At 40.5% G+C, this 20,210-nt stretch carries 18 protein-coding genes; 6 read left to right on the top strand and 12 right to left on the bottom strand.

Features of this window, described 5'->3' with window-relative positions:
* Window positions 1–3 precede the first annotated feature (3 nt).
* The 3 genes from ED312_RS06755 to ED312_RS06745 are packed head-to-tail and all read right to left on the bottom strand — an operon-like array spanning window position 4 to window position 2,967.
* Window positions 4–2,409 (bottom strand): TraG family conjugative transposon ATPase, encoded by a 2,406-nt coding sequence (locus tag ED312_RS06755; protein ID WP_123215251.1) that lies wholly within the window; start codon window positions 2,407–2,409, stop codon window positions 4–6.
* Window positions 2,396–2,680, bottom strand: a complete 285-nt coding sequence (locus ED312_RS06750; protein ID WP_123215250.1) for a hypothetical protein — start codon at window positions 2,678–2,680, stop codon at window positions 2,396–2,398. Before ED312_RS06750 ends, ED312_RS06755 begins: the two co-directional genes overlap by 14 nt.
* A complete protein-coding gene (locus ED312_RS06745) occupies window positions 2,680–2,967 on the bottom strand; it encodes a hypothetical protein (RefSeq protein ID WP_123215249.1) in 288 nt (95 codons plus the stop codon). The genes ED312_RS06750 and ED312_RS06745 overlap by 1 nt, the downstream gene beginning before the upstream one ends.
* Window positions 2,968–3,132: 165 nt before the next feature.
* Between ED312_RS06745 and ED312_RS06740 the strand changes: the two genes are divergently transcribed.
* Window positions 3,133–3,807 (top strand): N-acetylmuramoyl-L-alanine amidase family protein, encoded by a 675-nt coding sequence (locus ED312_RS06740; protein WP_123215248.1) that lies wholly within the window; start codon window positions 3,133–3,135, stop codon window positions 3,805–3,807.
* Between the two features lie 53 nt (window positions 3,808–3,860).
* Here ED312_RS06740 and ED312_RS06735 read toward each other — a convergent pair whose 3' ends face one another.
* The 9 genes from ED312_RS06735 to ED312_RS06695 all read right to left on the bottom strand — a co-directional run bounded on the left by ED312_RS06735 (window position 3,861) and on the right by ED312_RS06695 (window position 11,051).
* Window positions 3,861–5,918, bottom strand: coding sequence for an ATP-binding protein (locus ED312_RS06735; RefSeq protein WP_123215247.1), 2,058 nt, complete (start codon window positions 5,916–5,918; stop codon window positions 3,861–3,863).
* A 128-nt stretch (window positions 5,919–6,046) separates the two neighbouring features.
* Window positions 6,047–6,547 carry a tRNA (adenine-N(6)-)-methyltransferase gene (locus ED312_RS06730; protein WP_123215246.1) on the bottom strand — a complete coding sequence of 167 codons (501 nt, stop codon included), beginning with the start codon at window positions 6,545–6,547 and terminating at the stop codon, window positions 6,047–6,049.
* Window positions 6,544–7,212: a P-loop NTPase family protein gene (locus tag ED312_RS06725; RefSeq protein WP_123215245.1), complete on the bottom strand. Its 669-nt coding sequence runs from the start codon at window positions 7,210–7,212 to the stop codon at window positions 6,544–6,546. The genes ED312_RS06730 and ED312_RS06725 overlap by 4 nt, the downstream gene beginning before the upstream one ends.
* Window positions 7,209–7,748: a hypothetical protein gene (locus ED312_RS06720; RefSeq protein WP_123215244.1), complete on the bottom strand. Its 540-nt coding sequence runs from the start codon at window positions 7,746–7,748 to the stop codon at window positions 7,209–7,211. The genes ED312_RS06725 and ED312_RS06720 overlap by 4 nt, the downstream gene beginning before the upstream one ends.
* A gap of 2 nt (window positions 7,749–7,750) precedes the next feature.
* Complete coding sequence (locus tag ED312_RS06715; RefSeq protein ID WP_123215243.1) at window positions 7,751–8,029, bottom strand: helix-turn-helix domain-containing protein; 279 nt, start codon at window positions 8,027–8,029, stop codon at window positions 7,751–7,753.
* Window positions 8,030–8,306: 277 nt separating this feature from the next.
* Window positions 8,307–9,152 (bottom strand): RteC domain-containing protein, encoded by an 846-nt coding sequence (locus tag ED312_RS06710; RefSeq protein ID WP_123215242.1) that lies wholly within the window; start codon window positions 9,150–9,152, stop codon window positions 8,307–8,309.
* Window positions 9,153–9,219: 67 nt separating this feature from the next.
* Window positions 9,220–10,092 carry a helix-turn-helix domain-containing protein gene (locus tag ED312_RS06705; RefSeq protein ID WP_123215241.1) on the bottom strand — a complete coding sequence of 291 codons (873 nt, stop codon included), beginning with the start codon at window positions 10,090–10,092 and terminating at the stop codon, window positions 9,220–9,222.
* A gap of 40 nt (window positions 10,093–10,132) precedes the next feature.
* The gene (locus ED312_RS06700; protein WP_148044229.1) at window positions 10,133–10,387 is read right to left on the bottom strand and encodes a hypothetical protein; all 255 of its coding nucleotides are present in this window, start codon (window positions 10,385–10,387) and stop codon (window positions 10,133–10,135) included.
* Between the two features lie 7 nt (window positions 10,388–10,394).
* Window positions 10,395–11,051 carry a hypothetical protein gene (locus ED312_RS06695; protein ID WP_123215239.1) on the bottom strand — a complete coding sequence of 219 codons (657 nt, stop codon included), beginning with the start codon at window positions 11,049–11,051 and terminating at the stop codon, window positions 10,395–10,397.
* 342 nt (window positions 11,052–11,393) lie between these two features.
* Here ED312_RS06695 and ED312_RS06690 point away from each other — a divergent pair, with 342 nt between their 5' ends.
* From ED312_RS06690 to ED312_RS06670, 5 genes are all read left to right on the top strand, one after another.
* A complete protein-coding gene (locus ED312_RS06690) occupies window positions 11,394–13,070 on the top strand; it encodes an AraC family transcriptional regulator (RefSeq protein ID WP_123215238.1) in 1,677 nt (558 codons plus the stop codon).
* Between the two features lie 282 nt (window positions 13,071–13,352).
* Complete coding sequence (locus ED312_RS06685) at window positions 13,353–14,000, top strand: RNA polymerase sigma factor (protein WP_123215237.1); 648 nt, start codon at window positions 13,353–13,355, stop codon at window positions 13,998–14,000.
* A gap of 99 nt (window positions 14,001–14,099) precedes the next feature.
* On the top strand, window positions 14,100–15,287 hold the full coding sequence (locus tag ED312_RS06680; RefSeq protein ID WP_123215236.1) for a FecR family protein: 1,188 nt from the start codon (window positions 14,100–14,102) through the stop codon (window positions 15,285–15,287).
* A gap of 200 nt (window positions 15,288–15,487) precedes the next feature.
* Window positions 15,488–18,796 carry a SusC/RagA family TonB-linked outer membrane protein gene (locus ED312_RS06675; protein WP_240643045.1) on the top strand — a complete coding sequence of 1,103 codons (3,309 nt, stop codon included), beginning with the start codon at window positions 15,488–15,490 and terminating at the stop codon, window positions 18,794–18,796.
* A gap of 12 nt (window positions 18,797–18,808) precedes the next feature.
* Window positions 18,809–20,206, top strand: a complete 1,398-nt coding sequence (locus ED312_RS06670) for a RagB/SusD family nutrient uptake outer membrane protein (RefSeq protein ID WP_123215235.1) — start codon at window positions 18,809–18,811, stop codon at window positions 20,204–20,206.
* Window positions 20,207–20,210: the final 4 nt, after the last annotated feature.

Genomic DNA, 20,210 nt, shown 5'->3' with positions numbered 1-20,210 from the left:
TTTTTATGTTTTAGAGGTTAAAAATTCTTTGATAGCGGTTTCCATGTCCCTATGTTTTTCATAGAGGGCCATTATGATCTCATTCTCACTGCCATCGGTCAAGTAGGCGGCATACACTTCTTTTGGAACTTCGAGTCGGAAGATGTTGCTTTCCTTTCCGATCTTGATAAACATCTCGGTGTATTTTCTATCTCCCGTTAGATTGTTACGGATAGAGCGTAACTGGTTCAGATCGTGGGAGGACAGGTTCAGCCGTTTTTGTAGTTCGTCATAGCCTTTTTCGTTCCGAAGACTATAGATGATCTGGGTGTTTTCCAAAATACTGGCCGAGGTACTATTCTGCGGAAGCTGGTTGATGGATTGCAGGATAATCCCGATGGCCCCGTTCTGCTTCCGGATGGCCTGGTAATAGAATTCCACGCTTTCCAGCACATTGCCAAATTTCAATTGCTTGGCAAACTCGTCAAACAGGATAATCCCTTTTTCGGAACGGTTCCGCCAAATGGTACGCTGGATAGCGGACTTGATGAGCTTGAGCATTACCGAGAGGATTTCCTTGTTGTCCTTGACTTCATCGAGTTCAAAGACGATCATCCGTTTGTCCTCGATCTTATAGGTCTGGTCTTCGCCAATGTTGAACAAAAAACTGTACAGACCGCCATCGACATATTCCGATAGGATATGCAGAAAATCATAGGTACTGAAATGTTCCTCCCGGATGCCCAGATCTTGGGTCAAATTTTCCTTGCTCTTATCCACAAACCGGTACAGGGAAGCCAACGAATGGTATTTCCGAATTTGATTGTAGTAATGCAACAAAACCTTTTTCATCGCGACTTCCTTGCCCTTGGAAACGCTATTTCCTTCTGCTAATAATTCTAATAGGAATACTGATAGATCCTCCAACCGTTCCGGGCTCAAATCGGCTTCGCTGGAAATGTAAAACGGGTTGATGCCCAAATTTTTCCCTTGTTCATATCGTAAAATGATATGGTCATTGGGATAGAGCTTGGCAAATTTGGAGTAGGAACCTCCGAGGTCGATAATGACCAAGCGTACCTGCTGCTCAAAATATTGTCGAAGGATATTGTTGGCCAAAAAGGATTTGCCTTCCCCCGTGGGGGCAAAAATGGCAAAGTTCCGCGCCTTAATTCGTTTTTTCCTTTCGTCCCACACGTCTTTCAGTACGGGGATGTTGTGCTGCCTATCATTAAAGATGACCCCGGTGTTATCCGAACGGTAATTAGTATTGTTGATGTACAGGCAGAGCGCGTGCTTTAAATCGGTCACATAAAGATCCTGGTTGGAAAAGTTGGAAGCGAAACAGGGATAGGAATTCAAAAAATAATGTTTGCGTTCTTCCCCATTGGGATAATAGGGAACAATGTCCAGTTCCTTAAATTCCGTTTTTATCTTCGAGGCTATCCTGGGGAGTTCCGAAGCCTCTTGTGACCAGAATACTACATTGAGGTGTCCCCGGATAATACGGGAACTATCATCTTCATTGATCTGGTCAAGGATATGCCGGATTTTCTTTAGGACCACCTTGTTTTGTGTCCCGAAGTTGGAACTCTTGCTGAGTTCCTCAATCTTCTTGTCCAGGAGTTTCCGCCATTTATGTTTGTCGTCCAGGTAAATAATCTGGTTGATGATATGGTTCTCATTGAGGTTCAGCCCCAGGCCATCTATAAACCCCTGGTGGAAGGTAAAATCATCTGAGGTGAACTTGTCGTTGATCTTGCTGCTCTGCAGCACTTCCCCAAAACACAGTTCGCTATTGACGGCCAACACATCCATATGATGGTCACCAATGGCAATTCCTTTTTTGGCAAGCTGGATATCGGTATCGAACCCCTCGTTAAAACCGTTAAAATAGGCCTCGGTGAAACCAATAAAGAAATCAGGGAGCATAGGAGCCAGCTTTATTCTACGACTGTTGTTGATAAACGAGATGGCATCATTGACCGCCCCGATAAACTCATTGACCTGATGATCCAGTTTCTTACGGATGCCTTTTTCGATTTTCCGGAAAGGGTTGACATATTTAGGGGCATTTAATGTCTTGTCCATCGGCAGGACAAAAAACAGGTAACACTGGTGCTGCATATATTCCCTTCCCTTAAAATAGTCGTGGGTAGCTTTTTGGAGGAAGCTATGGTTGGGCAGTTCCGCTGCCGAATATGCTGTTTTTTCATATATATCCTGTTTATGGATGACCGTTCCGGGAGGCAAGGATTTAAAGGCTTGGAACCAGGCCCCGTGGAGCTGTTCAAAATCCTTTTCCGAAAGGGAATAGATTTCCGGGAGGGAAACCGTATAGCACAGCACCACATTGCCATTGGAGGCGAACACCGTATGGCCCTGGATATCCAGTATGGGGTGGTATGCAGATAGGTTAATCTTCTTCATAGGACAAATGGCTGAGTTTTTTATTACTGATGGTCTGCGGAAACACTTTTTTCAGGTGCAACAATTCCGGATGGCTGATTATCCGGCCCAGGGCGGTGTACAACATCATATTCCAAAGTAGTACGGATACGATCACCCCCAGGCTAAAAGAAAAGATGATGACCAATAATGAACCGATGACCGAGATCATTTGCAAGGCAAAGAAGGGTAGGGGCAGGCCAAGTACCATTGCCCGTTTCCTGATGTTTTTATAGGGTTCGAACTGTTTCATTACACTACGATTCCTATCAGGTAAGTAAAGATGCCCACTACAGCCCCGGCAATGAGTACAAAGATGAGTACCCGGGTAATGCCTTTTTTCAGGTCGGCGTTTTCGCCAAAGAAGTGTCCGGCGTTAAAAAGGAAGCCCACCAGGAAAATAACCCCAAGGATAATCGGGAAGATTGTCCTGATGGTATCGGAAATATCATTTACCGAATCCTCAATGCCCCCGATCTGTGCAAACAGGGTATTAGACACCAGGATCAAAAACAGACTTAAGTACAGTGATTTTTTCATATCGAAATAGATTTAAAATTCGTTTGGTTTTGATATGTGAAAAATACTGTATATTGTAACTTAAATAACTGTAAATCAAGTATTTGTTAATAAAATATTCTTTGATTGAGAATGTTTTTTTATGATGTGAAATGAGATCAAATTGTATGAAAAAATGAAAGTGCTATGTTGATAAGTTTAAAAGTTGGGAAGACCTGGAGGCTCAAAAACGTCATTTTTGGACTTTTGCTCTTAAAAAGTTGTGTGTTTTTCGGACAAAATCTTCCGGATAAAAGGGTAATTGTCATTGACCCCGGTCACGGTGGAATAGATTCCGGTGCTATCGGTATAAATGGTATCCGGGAAAAGGATGTTGTACTGGATATAGCTAAAGAAATAGTCCGGTTAAACAAAACCTTGTTTAATGGTCAACTTGATATTTACCTGACAAGATACCAGGATACCTTGATTTCGTTATCAAATAGGACAAAATTGGGCAAAACTTTAAAAGCGGACGTGTTGGTCTCCTTGCATTGTAATCATTCCGGTAATGCTGATGCCCGGGGCATTGAAGTGTATGCCAATAAAAGAAAAAACGTTTTTTCAAAGCATTCCGTTTGGTTAGGTTATCAAATACAAAAGGAACTGAAGGAGCAACTGCACTTTGAAAGTAGAGGAGTGAAGTTTGCAAGCTTTCAGGTGCTTCGGGAGGCTACTGATTATTATCCTGCTGTATTGGTGGAAATGGGATTTCTGTCGAATGAGGATGAGTCCGGGTACTTATTGGATAACAGAAATATCAGGGCCTTGGCACTGGCTATTTTAATTGGGATTGTTGAATTTTTAACGATGGAATTATGAAGGAGTTTTTTATTGAAATCTCGAAGAGTATAAAAGAAATTATTATAATTATCTTAAATCGTGGGAAGGTTTAATTTTTCAAAAAGGATTTTATTCCTCTTTTTAGAATCCGATATTAGCTTATCAAAGCTAATGATCTCAACATATAGGTTATAGTTTCTGTTAAAGTTGAAATAACCATTATTGTCGGGAAGTAAAGTGTAGTTTTGATCTTGTGCGAATTGTCTTAATTTCGGTGTTAAGTCACTAATAATATAGGCGTATAAAGGAGTCCCTTCCCGTATGTCAAAAGGTCTCCCGTCTTTATCAAGCACATCATTATTTATAATTTCCCGGGCGTATTTATTAATTTGATTTATAGGGTTTTCTTCCTCGGTGTAATCATCCCTCATTGGTCTTTTAAACTCAACAATTACAATAGATGAATATGGTTTAGTGTCTTCGTTTAGAATATGAGCTTTATTAAATATCAATAAATCTGCTCTTTGTAATGAAGTTGATGCAGTTCTTTCCACATTAGTAAATGGTCTATCGGAGGCCAAATAATCATGAAAAGCCAATCTTTCATCAATTACCCATAAATTGTGTTCATCAAGCGCAATATCATCTGATGTTTTCTTTAATGGAAATATTAAATTGTGTACTGAATCTTCTTTAGAATATTTGCCTTGATCGGATTTTTTTAGATGAGTCTCAAGCAGTTTTAAAACGAGCTTTCGATGTAGGATATATTCAGAGAGTTTCGCATTTCCTACCTCTATTATCTTATTGTATAATTCACTGTGTTCTGTATTAAAATTTTCTTTTTGCTCTAGATCTTCAATACTGGTCATAATAGATGAAGCTTCAGAAATAACTTCCGTTTCCAAGTTTTTCTGTATTTTAAAAAGTTCTATCTCAAGCTTTGAATCTGGTATAGTTGAAGAAATTCCTTTGAGAGCTTCTTTCTTATATTTTAAAAGATATCTATATCTTGGATGATCTTTAACAAATTTCTTTACTCTATCAATTCTTGTTTCAGATAACGTTGCCAGATAGTCTTTGAATTTATCCCTAATTACATTTACAATTTCATTACTGATATCCTCTTGTTTTAAATCATCGGGAAACAATGTTTCAGTTTTTGAAAAACCGATTTCTGTTCTCTCTTCATTGACTTTAGTATCTAAATATCCACCAGAAACATAAACTCCTATGGAAAATTTATCTCCATTTTCATCTTCGATAAATTTTTGGAGTTCAGGAATATGATTTGTGATTTTTTCACTTACTACATCTCTTTTATGAGCCCGGTAGTGAATTTTATTATCTGGTTTGGGGCTATATAATTTTACAATATCAAGGCTAAATTCATTCCCCTTGACTTTTATCTTTTTATTTTCTACAGCTTGTCGTGTATATAAACCAAACAAATCATTCACGACTAATTGTTCCTTTTCATCCTTAATGATAATTCTTGGACAATTTTCATCTAAAAAATAAGTGAAGCAATGTTCAATTATTTTTAATGAAATATCCTCCAATTTAGAGTTACACCATTTTTGATATTCTTCTTTTAATGACTTTAAATGAACTTTTGTATAGCGGCTAACTTTACCATTAGTGGCCAACGTAGTATTCTCATGGTTTTCAATTCCTTTTCGAGTTGGTTCAAAATTAAAAACCCTTTTCATCATTGAACCATTATTTCTATAAACGCTTTCAATTTCTGCTTTATTAAAAGCCCTTAACCAAGTGATCCTTCCTATTCCTTTTCCCCCTTTATCAATTTTATAAGTAGAATGCGCATAATTGAATGATTCATAGTTATCATCATTAAAACCAATCCCGTTATCAGTAATAATGAAATCAGTTACCGGGGCTAATGATTCTCCTCCATCAAATTCCAAATTGACTTGATTTGATCGAATTACTTCAATTTCAATAATCCCGGAACTTGTAGCGCTATTTTCTTCAATCGCATGAATCGAGTTTACAACAGCCTCATACAGTGGTAATAGAGTATTGTTATATGGTAATTTTTTTTCGCGTACTTTTCCTAAGATATCAATTTGCATTAATTGGGTCTTATTAGTTTTAAACAGAATGCAATTTAAGTATTTTTCTGCCATTATTGATTGATTAGGTAGTATTTTGAATTGGTCTCCCACCGTTGTTCCGTATCCTCGGTACTTTGATTAAATATTAGAAATAGCTCAAAAGCAAAATTTATCACTAATAAGGGTTGTTTCTCAATTTTCTATTTATCCAACCCCTTCATAACAATCTGCTTCGGCAAAAAGTCCCAACAATAGTAGCTACTGCTAAAAGTGATTTTGTTCCGGTTATCAAATGCTATCCTTTTGTCAAACATCAGTAACTGCAAATCCCTATCCATAAATAGCCGTTTGGGTGCGGCATCGTTGAGCCAAGTATTTGTCATCAGGAGGGCGAAAGGTTTGTGAAAAAGAAGGGCGCGTTCAAAGATCAAACGTTTGTTGGTAAAGGGAGGATTGGAGATAATGATATCCCATTGTTCGGGTTCGTAGGTATAAAAATCTTTCCCATCTACAATATGGGAATGGATTACCGGGTTTTGACGGGATATTAACCGGACAAACCAACTGTTTTCAGTATCGAAAGGGCACCAGATGATTTTTCCGGGAGGAATGTATTCCAGGATAGGCCGGACACCATAAGCAGGGGTATAGCACTCATCATTTTTCCCTTTGGAATACAATATGTCCCCTGAACCTATCATACCCGTTTGTCCTTACTCTGTTTATCAAAGGCTACCAGGTTAAACAATTCCCGCATCCGGCTCCGTACCCGGTTGCCGTAGCGTTCTTCCAGTTCCCGGGCATTCAGGTTAGTGGTGGCGTGGGTTTTGATCTTGCGTTTAGTATTCAAATACAAATCATATCTTGACAAAAGGACTTCCCCCATGACATTGCAGTCTTTCCCGTAGAACCTTCCGGGAGGTTCCACACCGAGATCATCAAAACAGAAGAAACTGGTATTCCCGAACTCTTCAATGGTCTTATATCCAAGATGGTTAAAACTAAAGGTAATATTTCGGCAGGGAACCATTTCGTAAGGGCGCTGGTGCGGGACTATATAGCGCAATAGTTTCATCAGACTGGTTTTACCGCACCCCACGGGACCGGAAAGCAGAATCCCCTTATCGACATCAATGCCGAACTTTTCACATCGTTTTTGATCCTTGATGAAATAGGAGCAAAGCCTGTATAGGATGGGCCGGTCTTCCCTGTGGATCTTAAACTTCTCTCCAAACAACAATTTCCCCTTTGCATCCAGGTAGATGAGCATCTTTTCAAAATCGTACTGGATTTCATTATTCCTGAACTCCCCGAGATGGTACTGTACACCTCCTTCGGTAATGATATGTGGGGTTTTGTGAGTCATAGGGGTTCGTTGTAGTTTTTATCCGTACTGGTTCTCAGGTTGTCCTGATATGGGACACTGGTGCTGTGTTTATGGTTGTTTTTCGAGCGTTGATTATTTGAATTTTTAAAATTTTGCGGTTTGTTGTTGTTTTTATGGTTTTCTATAGTTTGTATATGTTTGTTTATAGGTACCACTGCTTGTCCATTGCTTGTCCCGATATTGGTATGGCTTTGGTACACCACTTGTCCAGTACTTGTCCCAAAATCGAACATCTTGATCTTGCTCCCTTTAAAGGGATTGTGCGAGGGTATGTACAATAGGTAGTTCCAATGGTTCAGTTCTTTGATACAGCGGTGGTAAGTGGACTTGGAACCGATCTTGGCGTATTGCATCACTTCATCGCGGTTGATATAGAATTCCTCTTTAAAGAAATTGGTATTCCACAGTTGGAACAATGCGATATATAAGCTGATATGCGTGGGATTTAAACGGCTGTCCTTGGAAAACTGGCTGAACACCCCGTTCAGGTGCTTGATATAGTTGGTATCCTCCAATTTCAGAACTTATTTGGCACCCTGTTCTTCTCCAAAACCCCCATAATCTCGCTGTAATCATAATACAGCACACCGCCCACCTTGGTGTAGGGAATGGTACCGTTGATACGCAGGTTTTGGAGTGTTCCCGGGGATATTCCCAGAAGGTTCCTTACCTCATTGGACTTTAGCCATTTTTTAGTGGGGTGGCCGTTTTGATTTTGAAGTAGTTCCTTGATGTCATCGAGTAGTTCCAGTTTGAATTCCCGGAGGTCTTCTGTAGTAATGATGGTTGCTCCCATAGTAAAACAATTTTAATAAAAGAGGCCATCGCTTTACTGTCACCTAATTTGATGGCCTCCTTCTGATTTGACTTTCGTTTTACAAAACTGGAAATGATTACTGGACATTTTTCACAAGGTGTCCCCAAGTTGGGTGATTTTAGTTGTTAATTTTCAATGGTTTATATTGATTTGCTTTAACAAAGTAATCAACACGGGAGCATATCAAAAACACCCAAATTATATGGTATGTTTTTATTTTCGTTGCATTCCCAAGTTGTACCCAACTTGGGTGTTTTTATTCATCCAGGTCCTGCATCTTTTGGAGCAGGGAATCCTTTAGATTGTCTATAAATTTTGTTGGATTGATTTTCCGGGAGCGGATCTCCAGAAAGGTATGGTAATAATCCCCTAATTCGATATTGAATATTTGCTCGGAAATAGCGGCCATTTCTTTAATATCCGCCGTTCCGCTATTGATTGCCCTGCAGCTGTGCAGGGCATAGATAAGTTCTACCAAATCTGTTTTATTGGCCGTCCAGAAGAGTCTTGTAGGCTTTATGTTGGATTGGAAAAAAGAATCGGTAGGGTTGTTATTTTCAATTTTTTCTATTTCCTTTTTTAAATACACGATTAACATATCGTAGGCCATGATGGTGGCCACGGTACTATCGTGACAGGTTGAAAACTGCTCATCGGTAAGACAATAATAAGTTTCCATCCGCAAACGGATATCCATTTTTTCCCTTAAAAAGTAATGTTCGTCAAAAGCAGTGGCATTCCTGCGGTAGTAGTGGAAAAATTCGAGATTGTCATTAAAATAATCCTGAAGCTTGTGAATATGGTTATTTAAGTATTTTATCTGCGATTTGTTGCTGCCCCTGGGCCTCTTGCTTTCAATGTTAAAGAGTTTGGCACAATAGATCAATTTACTGCATAGCCTGGGCTTGATTTTCTTGAAAAATATGATCTCATTCCGGGAAGATTCAAATCCATTGGTTATTACCTGGTCTCTCATGTTTCTCAGTGCCTTCCGGGATAATTTTATTCCCTTTTCTGTTTTTTCGAGTATATCTTTTGTTTCCGTCTCAAGTGTATCTAAGTCATCGTCCAGCCTTTGTAATATTTCTTTATAAATCTTCATTAAAATTACTTTTAAGGAAAGTAAACAGGTTCCCAAATTTTTCACAAGCCGCTATCATCTGTCCATATTATTTTTCACGGATTACTTTTCCTAAATTTATCTTATGGCCAAATTTTCGAAAAGAGGATGTGGTATAAGAGGTATGTTTTTTAAAAAAATAACAAAAATGGGAAGTTGTTTTAAACCCCAAAGATGTACTTATTACGGCAATGGCCTTATTTTCCAATAAGAGTGCTTTTGCGGTGTTCATTATTTTTTCCTCAATACATTGTTTTGCGGTTTTTCGGGTTACTTTCTTCACGACCCTCGATAAGTGGTCGGCGCTCAAATAAAGTGAATCCGCGTAAAACTGTACTCCATGCTGTTCCCTGAAATGTAATTCCAACTGCCGTAAAAACTGAAAAGCGATCGTATACCTATGTGGGTGCCCCACTATGACCTCCGGTGTATAATTAAAATATATCTTCCCTAGTTCCCGCAAGAGTATTTGGATTTCCCGAAGTACAATTTTATGCTCATATACCTGGGACACGGATTTGGCTCTTTTACTGTACAGTAACATGAACCATTGTACCAGCATACTGAAGTCCTGGGATGTCAAGGTTAGTTTTGAATATCTGAGGGAAATTAGAAAAACCAAAAAAGCGGAGGCATTCTTTTCCAAATATGGCCCGTAAAAATACGATGGGTCAAAAGAGAATACCCATATTTCACACTGTTCGCTTAATATATGCGCCCAATTGTCCGGTGGCCCGGTCACAATGAACAAATCTTTGGTGTTTACCTGAACTTGAATTTCCTTAAATGCCATACTCATATAGCCCGTATTTACAATTATAGCCGTAAAACCATTGACTTCCAAAAGAGAATCCAATGTTTTACTGTGCTTGGAACCCGTTATAAAATCTATAACATAAGCGTTTTGGGGTTCACGGTTCATAAATAGGCTATTATGGTTGGGGCCGGGGCGTGGTAAGAATTTAATTGGCTGGGGTAAAAAGCCTTGCCATCAAGTTGATGTATATATAAAGTATATTGGTCAGGATGGTAATGTACAGTAGTATGGCAAGGCTTCTCGGGGAATCACTCCGGATTGAATTATCGGGCATATAGGCCAATATTTCATCATAGGTATACAATTCATATATAAAATATAGCCCTGTCAGGTTAAGGCAGATCAATAAGACCAGGAGTGCAATGACCAATTTGTATCTCAATCGGGGAGTGGTCTTCATCGGATGGTCAATTGAGGGTGTACATCAGGGCATTGACAATAGCGGCTTGGGTACTCTCAAATACACCTATAAGAATCATAACTATATTTCCTATGGCGATATCCCAGTCTTCGTCCTCCCGTCCGCCACGGAGTATATTTCCGGTCTCCCGGATCAGGGAAGTGGCAGTAAGGATCGTATCCCGGTCTGCTTCCGGCCATTCCAATTGTTGGGTAACCTCATTTTCATAGGATAGGATAAAGGCCTCCCATGCTCCGTGATTTTGGAAGGTGCTATCAACCAGCGTATAAATAAAGTCCGTAAAGCTTTGCTTTGCCGGAGGTGAAAGGGGAGCGTTTGCCAAAATGGAATCCAGCGTACTGTTGGACTTAGTGACCTCTTTGTAGGATGTATACGTACTTCCGGCCTCATTGAGCTTATAGCGTTGCATCAGGGCCTGAACTTCCTTGTTCACCTCTTCGATGTTCGATGGTTCGGTATCATGTTCGGAATGTCGGTCCAGTATTTCCCGGTATATCCTACCGACCAGATAGGAAGTATTGCTGTTTTCCCCTGGCGTGGTTTGTTCTTTTTCTATACTATTGTTGTTATAGTCAAGGTCATTTTCCGTGTTACAGGATATAGCTATCCATGTAATACCAACTAGGCATATTAGAATTCTCATGATTGTAGATGTGTTAATGTTCTGATTACTTATTTTCATCAGTTCATTTCACCCGGGTAAGTAGAACTATACTTATGGAATCCACGGACAAAGCTATGGCGATGTTCTGCTCTCCGCAAGGCCACTAGTATGGGTTTTCGGAAAATCATATATGGATTTTCGGAAAATCCAAACTGCTTTTTATGTTAAAAACACCCCTCTTTTATGTTCTTTGTGCTAAATTTGAACAGCCCCGCATATTGTGGTGTATGTTGTTTGTTGGCATAGCACCCGCTTGCCACATGCCAACCAAATAAAAATGCATTCCCCTGCATTGAATAACCAACCAACCTGTTCCGTACTATGTTTTTAAAGATCTATATAGTCCTATTTGCTCTTTCCATAGTGCCGATGTTTTCCCAACCATCGCCCGAAAATGTTCCGGATAGCATCCTGAACAAGAGCTATGACGAACTTTTCAATAAGATAAAGGGCGAAAGCGATACTGCGTTGCAAGCCATTTATCTCCAGGGCTTTTTGCAAAAGGCCCTGGAGGAAAAAAACTGGGAAGAGATTGTAAACGGGTATAAAAACTATCTGCACCATTCCGAAAGAGAACTGCGGCTGACCTATTCGGACAGCATGATTTATGCTTCCAGAAAATCGGGAGATTCGGCTTTAATAGGGTCTGCCTATTTAACCCGGGGTATTGTTTTTTATGGGAATAAAGAAAATGAAAGGGCCCTGGACCATTATATTATTGCCTACGACTATATAAAAAATACCAAGGATACCTATCTGAAGCATAAGGTAAAGTATATGATAGGCCATGTAAAGTACTATATTGGGTATTACGAAGAGGCCATTACGTTGTTCCGGGAATGCATATCCTACTTTAAAACTGCCGATGGGAGGGCCTACCTGAACACTTTACATTCCCTGGGGCTCTGTTATAACCGTATGGGTAATTTTGGCCTATGCTCCGAGACCAATACACTGGGGCTGGCCGAGGCCGAACGTCTGGACAATCACAGCATGGATGCTTATTTTACCCATTCTGAGGGCATCAACCACTATCACCGGCAAAATTACGCCCTGGCCATACAGACCATAAATAAAGCACTGCCTTTTATTGAGAACCGTCAGGACTTTGCCAATGAAGCGGTAGCGTATTTTTATCTGGGCCGCAGTTATTGGGCTATGCGTGAAAAGGAAAAGGCCTTGCCTTACCTGATAAAAGTAGATGAGATTTTTGAAGAAAAGGAATATACCCGTCCGGGCCTGAGGGAAAATTACGAATTGCTTATCAATTATTACAATGCCAAACAGAACGCCAAGGCCGAACTGTATTACATCAAGCAACTACTAAAGGTAGATAATGTATTAAGTACCACCTATAAATATCTGTCGGGAAAAATCTATAAGGAATACAGGACCCGGCAATTGATGCAGAAACAAACCGAGATAGAACAATTGCTTGTCAAGGGGAAACAAAAGGATATTATACTGATCTTGGCAGGAATTGTGCTATTGCTTTTTATCATGTTTGCCATATTCCAGCGCCACCGGAACCGGAAGAAATTTGCCAAACTTATGCAGGAAATCAACTCGGATCAACCCACCCCCAAAAAGAAACCTGCAAAGCCCGGGAAGTTAAACATCAACCCGGGTACCGTGGATACGATACTAAAGCAGCTTCAAAAATTTGAAGATGAAAATGGGTATATCGAAGAAAACCTGACCCTGGTTAAACTTGCCGCCTCCTTTAATGCAAATAACAGGTACCTGTCCAAAATAATAGCACACTATAAGCAAAAGGGAGTAGTGGAATATATCAATGATTTAAAAATAGAGCATATAATACAATTGTTGAAAGATAAAAAACTTTATAGAAATTACACCAATAAGGCCCTGGCAGGGGAAGTGGGCTTTAGCAGCACACAGCGTTTTGTCGATGCCTTTAAGCACCGTACCGGTGTATCGCCCACCGTTTTCATAGACGAGTTAAACAAGGAAAAACATACAAGAGCAGAGGAATAAAGTCGAAGTATGTACGGCCATATAACAGCTAATTTTCGATATATTGTAAGTATAGTGTTAAATTAATTGTTAACTTTGAATTAGGTTTACACCATTTAAACAATCTTAAAGAGCACCCCGCCCCCTCAATATTCCCCAAATTGTTAAAACTGATACCCAGGTATGTTCCGGTATTGGAATGTAGCTTTTACGATAACAAAAATAGTAGCATTATATAGTAGTACGCCACTCCAAGGCAATAGGTGTGCAAACTACTTACGATACTGAATATAATAGGGGACAATGATGAAAGCAAATATTACATTAGGTCATCACGTATCCGGTGATTTGGAAAACGATAAAAACCAAAACTCTGAAACTGTATTGTGGGTTCAATTCACAGAAGGGGACACCGTTGCCTTTCATGCGTTATACTCCCGGCATGTAAGCGACTTGCTCTCCTACGGCATCCGACTGATTGGTGATGCGGACCTGGTGAAAGACACCATACAGGATTTGTTTCTGGACCTATGGGAAAACCGTAAATCCTATACCAAGGTGAAGAAGGTGCGCCCGTACCTGTTCACCATCTTACGCCGTAACATTTTTAACCAGGCTAAGCAACATGGTAAATTTCTTTCCCTGGTAGATTCCGCACCCCAAAGTAATACTTCCGTCTCTCCAGAAGATGAGATTATTGTCGAAGAGCATTCCTATCTTCGAAACAACCAGGTGCAAAAAGCGATTCAAAAGCTGAACAAAAGACAGCAGGAGCTGATTCACCTTCGGTATTATGTGCAATTAAGCAATAGGGAAATAGCCAAAATTACCGGCTTGCCCTACCAGAAAGTGACCTATGGCATCCGCACGGCCTTGCAGATCCTGGAATCTGTTTTAGGAAATAAAGAACTTTATCTTCTCTTTGTACATAGCTTCAAATCAGCTATTTAATATGTTTTTTGTAAAAAAGTTGAATTTTTTTTAAACAAAAACAATCCTTTTCCACACTACATTATAGAAGCCTTTCTTTTTGGCCTAAGATTTTAAGGAATGAAGTATTTGACTTTTGATAGGATAGATTTTGCCGCAGACGATTACTTTATACAATGGGTACATCATCCGGATGCCGGGAACAATCGTTTCTGGTGCGAATTCCTGGCCGACTATCCTTACAAGCAGGAGGAAGTAAAAGCCGCAAGAACACTGGTGCTGGGACTCTCTGAAAAAAGTTCTTTTGGCAGTATGGAAGACGAGATGTGGAAAGAAATCCAAAGCGGTATGTATAAGAGTGCCGGCCAACCTTCTTTGAAAAAGTGGTATAAACAAAGGAGTTTTTTAACGGCGGTTACGGCGGCTTGTATTTTGGGAATTGGTTTCTTCTTTATAAACAATTTGGGACTGTCGGATAAAGAGGCAATGCCACCAGAACCACAAATAACCTTACAATTACAAGATGGATCCAAACAGGCCATAGACGAAAGCGCTACCCGGACAATCACCACCGGAGCAGGCCGTGCCCTGGGACAACAGAACAAACAGGTACTGGTCTATAAAGAAACACAACAGAGCGCAACAGAGCTGGCATATAATGAGCTTACGGTGCCTTATGGAAAGACCTTTGAATTAGTACTGTCTGACGGATCGCACATATATTTGAATGCCGGCTCTATGTTGCGTTACCCGGTGCAGTTCCTGCCCGGGCAACCAAGGGATGTATTCCTGGACGGGGAAGCCTTTTTTGAAGTGGCAAAAGATAATACCCGGCCGTTTACCGTGGTAACGGACGAAATGAATACCAGGGTGTACGGAACCAAATTCAATGTCACTAGCTATAAAAACGAAGGCAATACCTATACCGTATTGGCAGAGGGGAGTGTAGGGGTGTACAAACCGGAAGATAAAGCGAATGAAAAAACTATACAAAAGATAGTTCCGGGGCAAAAAGCCAATTTCGAAAACCAAAAGATTGTCGTTGAAGACATCAATGTGTATAAATATACGGCATGGACAAGCGGGGAACTGTATTTCCTCAATGATCGCTTCGACATCATCCTGCGGAAACTGGAAAGGCATTATAATGTCAAAATAAACAATACCTACAAAGCTTCTGAAAAAGAGCAATTGACCTCCTCTTTTAAGGAAGGTGATTCGCTGGAACTAGTGTTGGGTATCCTTAAAAAATTGCAACCGTTTAACTATGAACGTAGTGGCAATACCATAACCATTACGCCCCCATAAGACCACCACAACCTACAGGGGAACAACGTTTAACCAAAATACATTTACCTATGAAGCAGTAACACTCGTGTTGCTGCCCTGGATTCCTGTTTCCATACATAAGCACATCCGGGGCAAAAAAAATAATCGGAGAGTACTCGCGATACCCTCCGATTAGAATACGATTTAATTTTTTGGATTAACTAAATCATTACAAAGTTATGAAATTCACCAAGAACCAAGGAGAAAGGATGCTCCTTTTCCTAAAATTTGACCTGAAAATGAAGCTGTTTCTATTACTTTTTTTGGTCACCCTATTCCAGATACACGCCAATGACAGTTATGCCCAGGCTAAGATCACCTTAGATATGGAAGGGGCAACTGTGTTGGAAGTACTGGAAGAAATTGAAAAGACCACCGACTTTCGGTTTCACTATAAGAAGGCCGAGATAGACCTTTCCCGAAAATTGAACATCAGGGCAAGGAAAAGGGGTATACATACGGTTTTACAGGTCTTGTTTAAAGAAAGTAAGGTAGCCTACGAGGTTACCGATACCAATATCATACTTACACCCAAGCCAAAGGCAGAACCTATGGAAAAGCCATTGCCACAGGCGCAGACCAACCAAGATGTGCAGCAATACGAGTTAAACGGCACCGTCACCGACATGCAGGGTAGCCCCCTGGCGGGTGTTACTATTAGGATCAAAGATACCCGCCGGGGTACGTTGTCCGATACTGATGGAACTTATAGCATAGAGGTATCTCCCGTAGATATATTAATCTTTTCTTATATGGGGTTTAAGAAAGTGGAGATACCTTTAAATGGTAGGGAAAATGTAAATGTACGGATGGAAGAGGATATTATGTCTTTGGAAGGTGTGGAAGTAAACGCAGGATATTATACTGTCAGGGATCGAGAAAGAACAGGAAACATAAAGCGGGTTACTTCAAAGGATATAGAAATGCAACCGGTGGTAAACCCTTTGCAGGCGTTACAAGGAAGAATGGCAGGAGTGGAAGTAGTACAGGCAAACAGTATTCCGGGCTCTGCGACAACGATACAGATACGAGGACGAAACAGCCTTAGAACCGAAGGGAACCTCCCATTATATATCATTGATGGTGTACCGATAAATTCCAGCCCTATAACAGCAGGGGGAATATTGTCTCTTACTGGAGTAGATCCATTAAATACACTCAATCTTTCCAATATAGAGAGCATTGAAGTCCTGAAAGATGCGGATGCCACAGCCATTTACGGTTCCCGTGGGGCAAACGGGGTTATCCTTATCACAACCAAAAAAGGAAAAGAAGGAAAAACCTCCATGAATATTAATATGTACTCGGGAGTGGGAAAAGTATCCAGCACCATAAAAATGTTAGATACGGAGCAATACCTGGAGATGCGTAAGGAAGCTTTTGCCAATGACGGGGCTACTCCCACATCGTCAAGTGCGCCGGACCTTGTGCTTTGGGATCAAGGCCGCTATACCGATTGGCAAAAGGAGCTTTTAGGGGGTTCCGCTTTTATAACGGATTTGCAGGCATCGGTATCCGGAGGAAATGCCAATACTTCTTTTCTATTTGGGGGAGCTTACCACAAGGAGGGAACAGTTTTTCCGGGGGACTTTGGCTATCAAAAAATAACAGGAAATTTTAACCTGAACCATACTTCCTCCGATAAGAAATTCCGAGTCATACTTTCTACCAATTACGGTATAGATAAGAATAAGCAATTTAATGACGCTATTTTTGTTCAAAACACAATCTTATTAGCTCCAAATGCTCCAAGCCTTACCGACGAAAATGGTAATCTGAATTGGGAAAATTCCACTTGGGAGAACCCATTGGGCTCTTTAAGAAGAACCCAGGATATTACAAGTAATAATTTTGTTACTAATGCAGTATTAAGCTATCAGCTTTTTCCGGGGTTCAGTTTAAAGACAAATTTTGGATATACCAACCTCAATAGCGAACAGGTAATGAAAAACCCCTTAAGTAGTTATGATCCTGCTTTTCCATGGGTTAATTCTACTAATTTACGCACTACGAAACGACAGTCCTGGATTATAGAACCCCAGGCCGTATATTCCAAAGAGATAGGCCGGGGAAATCTGGAAGCCTTATTAGGGGCTACTTTTCAGAAAAGCACAGCAAATATCTTATCTATGAGTGGAAGCGACTTCGCGGATGATAGTTTGTTAGGTAATTTGGCGGCGGCGGCCGACTCGGGAATTTCAACACAAGAGGATATTGAATACGCATATACGGCTGTTTTTGGGCGTATAGGATATAACTGGAAGAGAAAATACTTCCTGAACCTTACCGGTCGAAGGGACGGTTCTTCCCGTTTTGGCCCCAACAAACGATTTGCCAATTTTGGTGCCATAGGCGGGGCCTGGATATTTTCGGAAGAACCTTATATAAGAAGAAGTATTCCCTTTCTAAGCTTTGGTAAATTAAGGGGAAGTTTCGGTACAACAGGGAGTGACCAGATTGCAGATTACGGGTATTACGATACTTATGCACCAACTAATGCCGGAGGATTGTATCCTACCCAATTAGTCAATCCGGATTATTCCTGGGAGGTCAATAAAAAGTTTGAAGGTGCAGTAGAACTGGGTTTTATACAGGATCGTTTCCTTTTTTCTGCAAGTTGGTATCGCAACCGTTCTTCCAACCAATTGGTTGGGTATTCCCTTCCGGCAATGACCGGGTTTACCTCAATCCAAGCGAACTTACCGGCAACGGTACAAAATACAGGATGGGAATTGGAAATGACCACGACGAATATCCAATCAACTGATTTTAGTTGGAGGACTTCCTTTAATATCACTTTCCCTAAAAACAAGCTGGTAGAGTTTCAAAATATAGAACAGTCTTCTTATGCAAATACTTACCGGGTAGGGGAGTCTCTTTACAGTGCTATTTTGTACCAATCTATCGGGGTAAACCCAGAGACCGGCTTATATGAGGTGCTGGATGTAAATGAGGATGGTAGGTTTGATTTTAATGATAGGATTGTAATAAAAGATCTGGGCAGGAAATATTATGGAGGACTTAATAATAGGATAAACTATAAAAGCTTTGGGCTGGAGTTTTTGGTTGAGTTTGCAAAGCAACTGGGACGAAATCAATTCTCAATGTTTGGGACCCCTGGTAGACTTGCGGAAAACCAACCAACAGAAATTATGGACAGGTGGACACAGGAAGGGGATATTGCCAATACCCAAATGTTTTCCCAGTCGTTCACGGGGAATACGGCATATACCAGGACAACTGGTAGTAATTTAGCCATTGGTGATGCTTCTTTTATACGGTTAAAGACGCTTTCTCTTTCGTACCAAATACCTTCCGCATATATCTCCATGGTAGGGTTCAATACATGCAAAATTTATTTTCATGCACAAAACCTGTTTACCCTGACCAATTATTCGGGATTGGACCCCCAATCATCTCGATTGGGGAGTGCTCAATTTTTCCCGGCATTGAGAACATTTACCGGAGGCATTCAATTAACATTTTAAAATATTAGAAGAATGAAAGCAAACTTTAGTATTCGTGTAATATGGGTTATATTAATCTGCGGGGTTATTTTTTCGTGTGAAGATTTTGTTGATGTGGACCCTCCCAACTCTAGTGTATCAAGTGATGCGATTTATGAAAAGGATGAACTTGCCATTTCTGCAATGGAAGGCATTTATCATAGATTATTTCAGTTGACGGGTTTTGCGGGCGGGGGTTCATATTCTGTTATGGGATTGAGCGGGCTTTCGGCAGATGAGTTTGATCTTTACAATATAGTACTTTTTGCTACATTGCCGGACTTCCGCCAAAACCAAATTGATCCGGCTAACCAGGCAAATATGTATATATGGGCCAGTGCATACAATACAATTTACATGACCAATTCTTTATTGGAGGGCCTGGCTAATTCTACAGAGGTCACCACTAAAATTAGAAGACAATTGGAAGGAGAGGCTAAATTTGTACGGGCGTTTGCATATTTCTATTTAGTTAACCTGTATGGAGATGTTCCATTAATTGTTATCACAGATTATACTAAAAATGCCTTGGCACCCAAGGTCTCCGTTGAAGAGGTGTATGAGCAAATTATCAGGGATTTAACAGAGGCCCGGGATTTACTGGGGGATGAATATATAAATTCAGAAAGGACCCGGCCCAACAGTTTTGCGGCTTCTGCATTATTGGCCAGGGTCTATTTATATCATGAAGACTGGGCAAAGGCAGAAAACCTTGCAACAGAGGTTATTGCTGTAAATTCCCAATATGGCTTGCTGAATGATTTGGGTCAGGTGTTTTTAGCAAACAGTAAGGAAGCCATTTGGCAAATAGATCCTTTAAGTAATGCCGGCCGCACGTATGAAGCGAGTAATTTTATTGTGGAAGCTTTTAATTACTTTTTAACTCCTGCATCCTTTACAAATTCGTTCATTGATGCTTTTGAAACTGGAGACAAACGCTTAACACATTGGGTAGGGATTTTTGATGATGGAACCAATCCAACAGTATATTACCCTTATAAATACAAGGTTATATTGCCTACTATTGAGCCTACGGAATATTCTACAGTCATACGGTTGGTGGAGCAATACCTGGTCCGTGCGGAGGCACGGATGCAGCAGGGGAACATTTCCGGAGCACAACAAGACCTTAATGCCGTTCGCAACCGTGCCGGGTTGGGAAATACTTTGGCAGGGTCCCAAGAAGAATTAATGGATGCTATTCTACAGGAAAGACGGGTAGAGTTTTTTGCGGAGGGTGGGCACCGTTGGCTGGACCTTAAACGTACAGGCAGAGCCGATTCCGTGCTGGCACCGCTTAAACCGGATTGGCAATCAACCGATGTATTATATCCTATACCGGAACAGGAAATAGGACGAAATCCTAATTTAATACAGAACGATGGGTATTAGGAAA

The sequence above is a fragment of the Sinomicrobium pectinilyticum genome (assembly GCF_003725735.1).
GTDB lineage: Bacteria > Bacteroidota > Bacteroidia > Flavobacteriales > Flavobacteriaceae > Sinomicrobium > Sinomicrobium pectinilyticum.
Note: the sequence above shows the minus strand (reverse complement) of the source record. Positions and strands in the feature narration are given on the sequence as shown.

Bases quoted from the DNA above. Each gene is read 5' to 3' on its own strand.
- ED312_RS06670 (WP_123215235.1), top strand. From the start codon at position 18,809: ATGAAAGCAAACTTTAGTATTCGTGTAATATGGGTTATATTAATCTGC.
- ED312_RS06750 (WP_123215250.1), bottom strand. From the start codon at position 2,680: ATGAAACAGTTCGAACCCTATAAAAACATCAGGAAACGGGCAATGGTA.
- ED312_RS06700 (WP_148044229.1), bottom strand. From the start codon at position 10,387: ATGAAGACCACTCCCCGATTGAGATACAAATTGGTCATTGCACTCCTG.
- ED312_RS06730 (WP_123215246.1), bottom strand. From the start codon at position 6,547: ATGATAGGTTCAGGGGACATATTGTATTCCAAAGGGAAAAATGATGAG.
- ED312_RS06680 (WP_123215236.1), top strand. From the start codon at position 14,100: ATGAAGTATTTGACTTTTGATAGGATAGATTTTGCCGCAGACGATTAC.
- ED312_RS06740 (WP_123215248.1), top strand. From the start codon at position 3,133: ATGTTGATAAGTTTAAAAGTTGGGAAGACCTGGAGGCTCAAAAACGTC.
- ED312_RS06735 (WP_123215247.1), bottom strand. From the start codon at position 5,918: ATGGCAGAAAAATACTTAAATTGCATTCTGTTTAAAACTAATAAGACC.
- ED312_RS06675 (WP_240643045.1), top strand. From the start codon at position 15,488: ATGAAATTCACCAAGAACCAAGGAGAAAGGATGCTCCTTTTCCTAAAA.
- ED312_RS06685 (WP_123215237.1), top strand. From the start codon at position 13,353: ATGATGAAAGCAAATATTACATTAGGTCATCACGTATCCGGTGATTTG.
- ED312_RS06695 (WP_123215239.1), bottom strand. From the start codon at position 11,051: ATGAGAATTCTAATATGCCTAGTTGGTATTACATGGATAGCTATATCC.
- ED312_RS06705 (WP_123215241.1), bottom strand. From the start codon at position 10,092: ATGAACCGTGAACCCCAAAACGCTTATGTTATAGATTTTATAACGGGT.
- ED312_RS06715 (WP_123215243.1), bottom strand. From the start codon at position 8,029: ATGGGAGCAACCATCATTACTACAGAAGACCTCCGGGAATTCAAACTG.
- ED312_RS06745 (WP_123215249.1), bottom strand. From the start codon at position 2,967: ATGAAAAAATCACTGTACTTAAGTCTGTTTTTGATCCTGGTGTCTAAT.
- ED312_RS06755 (WP_123215251.1), bottom strand. From the start codon at position 2,409: ATGAAGAAGATTAACCTATCTGCATACCACCCCATACTGGATATCCAG.
- ED312_RS06690 (WP_123215238.1), top strand. From the start codon at position 11,394: ATGTTTTTAAAGATCTATATAGTCCTATTTGCTCTTTCCATAGTGCCG.
- ED312_RS06710 (WP_123215242.1), bottom strand. From the start codon at position 9,152: ATGAAGATTTATAAAGAAATATTACAAAGGCTGGACGATGACTTAGAT.
- ED312_RS06725 (WP_123215245.1), bottom strand. From the start codon at position 7,212: ATGACTCACAAAACCCCACATATCATTACCGAAGGAGGTGTACAGTAC.